Genomic DNA, 3,257 nt, shown 5'->3' on the forward strand with positions numbered 1-3,257 from the left:
TGTTAATGACACTCTATTATGTCCAGAAATTGATGGTACATTTTGTCCTAAACTTGACGGATTTATTGCCATTTAAAGTTAGGGAGGCTTGTCAGGCCTCCCAAAATAATCTATAAATCTACCTCATAGGTTTCGTTTTGCTTCAAATAAAAGCGGACTTCATGACTGCCGGTGATGATGTACGAGTCCCTGCCAAGTTCTAGACGGCATGACACATCTTGCCATAACCGAGGTTCAGTTCGAACCATTCACCACACCTCAGTTTGTAACCTGTTTGACCTCTCCAATTAACAATCCAACAATCAAGTGTCTCATCAAAGTACATACTCTTCCAACGGTTTTTCTTCATGCCAGTTCTCCTTCAATCACCTTCTTGACCATACGGTCATCAATGATTCTTGCACCATTTTGGGCTGCGAAGAGAAGACAATGCGTCGCCAGTTTATTGATCAGTCGTGATGCCCCACTTGAATAGCTGAAAATCTCATCAAAGGCTAGATCACTAAAAATATTACGTTCCACACCGGCATAGCTTAAATGCTTATTCATATATTGCTCTGTTTCTGCTCGGTCAAGATGATCAAGCTTAAACTGGATATCTATGCGCTGCCGGATTGCTGCGAACGATTGAAGCTGAAGGCGGTCCCAAAGCTCAGTCTGGCCCACCATAATCAATGCCATTGGACTTTGCGCATCCATACGGAAGTTTAAAAGGAAACGTACTTCCTCTAACATTTCACGATCAAGTAGATGGGCTTCATCGACCACAACCACAGGCGTTAACTTGTGAATCCCTTTCATCAATTCGATTTCACGATGTAATTGACGCTTGGCATCACCTCTGTAAAACTTTGCTTCAAGTCCCAATTGTTCTAACATTCCTTTATAGAAGTGACGTGGTGTCAGCTTAGAGTCCGATAAATAAATCAACTTAAAATGAGATGGATCCAGTTGATCTGTAAACCGGCGGATGGCTGTGGTTTTGCCAAGCCCACATTCACCGGTCATGACAGCGAAAAGCTGACGTTCTGCAGCGTAGTTCAGTCGTCCAATAATCTCTTCGAGCTGAGTAGATTCATATAATTCAGTCGTTGGAATGCTGCGGGAAAATGGCGTATGACGCATCTCAAAGAAAGACTCAAACATGACGCGTTCCCCCTTTGCTGATATGACGGAAACTCACGGCTGGGACAGAAGGTGTCATGGCAGCTGCCTTTCTTGCCTGGTTAGGGTTCTTAGCTCCCTGAAGAAGTCTCGAAGTACCGGCAGGTTCCTTTATCATTTTCTCCGGAAGAGATGGTCTTTTCCCTGTTCTCTCTGAAATCACCATTCTTTTTGCTTTCCAACTATCAAAACCCGGATAATCTACGGTTAATTCATTAGTGTCTTGAGGGTCGTAGGTGATGTCAACTTTACAACCAACGAAATTGACACCTACTTCATACTTTACATCCTGAAAACTGATGCAGCCGGCCTTATCAACTTTCCTTGTTTCTGAATGCAAAAATGCATGAGCGAGCTCTTCGGCAGAAACGTGGCGAATTGGCGTTCCTTCCCTGCGATAAGCCTCAAACGGTGTGATGTTTTTCTCTAAAGCTTGATGAGGCTTATGAAGATAACGCTCATCCAGCCATACACCTAACCATTGATTTAACGCTTCAATCGTTTGAGGGTTTTCCAGTTTCACTTCGTTTAAAAACTCTTCGAATGTTCGATTAAAACGTTCGACTTTACCAGTAGATTCAGGCGAGTAGGGCCGGGCATAAAGAAGCCGCGTACCTAACTTGGAACAGGTTCTGGCCATCCATTTCGTCCGATACTGTTTCCCGTTATCAAAGTACACACGTTCAGGAACCCCATGCTTTCTGACAGCTTCACGAAAAGCATCTTCAACACAACGCGCATCAAGCATAGGGTAGAATGACACATGAAGAGGAAACCGAGTCGCGTCGTCTAGAAACGCTACCATATATACCTGTTTTTTCGTACCGTTCGGTCCAATCGGTAAATAAGGTCCATACTTAATATCAGAATGCCATAAGGCATTCCGACAACGCTTCTGAAAACGGCGGACAGCTCCAGATGTTTCATGATACATCTTCATTTGTCGTGCACTATAACCACGCTTTGCGAGACGCTCCTGCAGCGTTGAACGTTTCAGTACACCTTTTTCTACAAGACCATCCCACTCTAGGATTTGAATAATGGAGGCAATACTTCTGCTTGGCACTTCACGTCTTAGTAAAATAGCCTGTTCAAGCACTTCATCCTGTAGTTCCTCTGGAACTGAACGATAAGGTTTTTGTTTTAAGCCCTCAAAGCCTTTTTCCTTAAACTGCGAGAGATAGCGTCGAATGGTGCGCTCTGAAAGTCCGTGTCGCACACAGATTTGCTTGATGAGTCTTCCTCGCTCCTGCTTATCCAATTCTTCATCTAATAACGGCGCAATCATTTGAAAGCGATTCGTTGCCTTTTCATCTGCTTTTGTTCTTCCCATTGTTTACACTCCTTTTTCTTGATAATTGAAGTGTAAATCATGGATAAGCGGACAAAAACGCAGAACGGGTATGTATCCAAAAATGATGATTCGCAACTGGATGGACAATTTTCCCCAGCCATCCACGTGCTGTGCCGAACCATTGTCCAATTCGTTTATGTACAGGCAACAGACGACTGGACAGGTCGATTGTTGAGGTCTCATTCTGCTCAAATTGAATCAGTAAGGATTGAAGAATAAACAACCAGTAATCAATCAATGTAGAAAACCATTTCCTCCACCTATAAATCGTAGATTCATCAGCTGCCACCGTCAGGTGGGCTGTTTGAAAAATAGTATCTTCAATGACATCCGCAGCGTATCGTTTATAGGGGATCATTAGGTCGGGAAGCTCGTGGTGAATTTTTTCACACTGCTGGCAACGCAACCTCCTGATAATAAACGTTCTGGCCATGCCTCTTTCATCTTTTACCTTTCTCTCTCTTGAACCGATGACCTTGAAGACCTGATGATTGCAACAGGGACAAGGAACCTTTTCTGCACACTTAATAAAAAACGCCTTTATCGGCGGCTTCCACTATGATATAATCATTTACAACAATCATATTGTTTGAGGGACGTCTTCCGTCGCGCCACTGGTAATGGCCGACATTATGGAAGGCGTCTTTTCCTTTCTTCAGGGTGGTTAATGACATTATATCCGTCAATCCCTGGACAAACAATACCGTCAACAAGTGGACGTTTTTAACCAGCATTAACA

At 43.5% G+C, this 3,257-nt stretch carries 5 protein-coding genes; all 5 read right to left on the minus strand.

Translation table 11 applies throughout. The features are described from left to right. Positions 1-199: 199 nt before the first annotated feature. Entirely contained in the window at positions 200-349 is a 150-nt protein-coding gene (locus M3202_RS22645; protein ID WP_349775644.1) for a DUF5348 domain-containing protein, read from the minus strand. Then, the gene (locus M3202_RS21860; protein WP_251225335.1) at positions 346-1,146 is read right to left on the minus strand and encodes an ExeA family protein; all 801 of its coding nucleotides are present in this window, start codon (positions 1,144-1,146) and stop codon (positions 346-348) included. Before M3202_RS21860 ends, M3202_RS22645 begins: the two co-directional genes overlap by 4 nt. Then, a complete protein-coding gene (locus M3202_RS21865; RefSeq protein ID WP_251225336.1) occupies positions 1,139-2,497 on the minus strand; it encodes a DDE-type integrase/transposase/recombinase in 1,359 nt (452 codons plus the stop codon). The genes M3202_RS21860 and M3202_RS21865 overlap by 8 nt, the downstream gene beginning before the upstream one ends. Before the next feature lie 37 nt (positions 2,498-2,534). Further along, positions 2,535-3,062 (minus strand): DUF6431 domain-containing protein, encoded by a 528-nt coding sequence (locus tag M3202_RS21870; RefSeq protein WP_349775645.1) that lies wholly within the window; start codon positions 3,060-3,062, stop codon positions 2,535-2,537. After that, the coding region (locus M3202_RS21875) for a hypothetical protein (protein WP_251225337.1) at positions 3,043-3,257 on the minus strand (215 nt) is incomplete at its 5' end. The genes M3202_RS21875 and M3202_RS21870, both read right to left, overlap by 20 nt.

The organism is Halalkalibacter oceani (assembly GCF_023715605.1).
In the GTDB taxonomy this organism is placed as follows: Bacteria; Bacillota; Bacilli; order Bacillales; family Bacillaceae_D; genus Halalkalibacter; species Halalkalibacter oceani.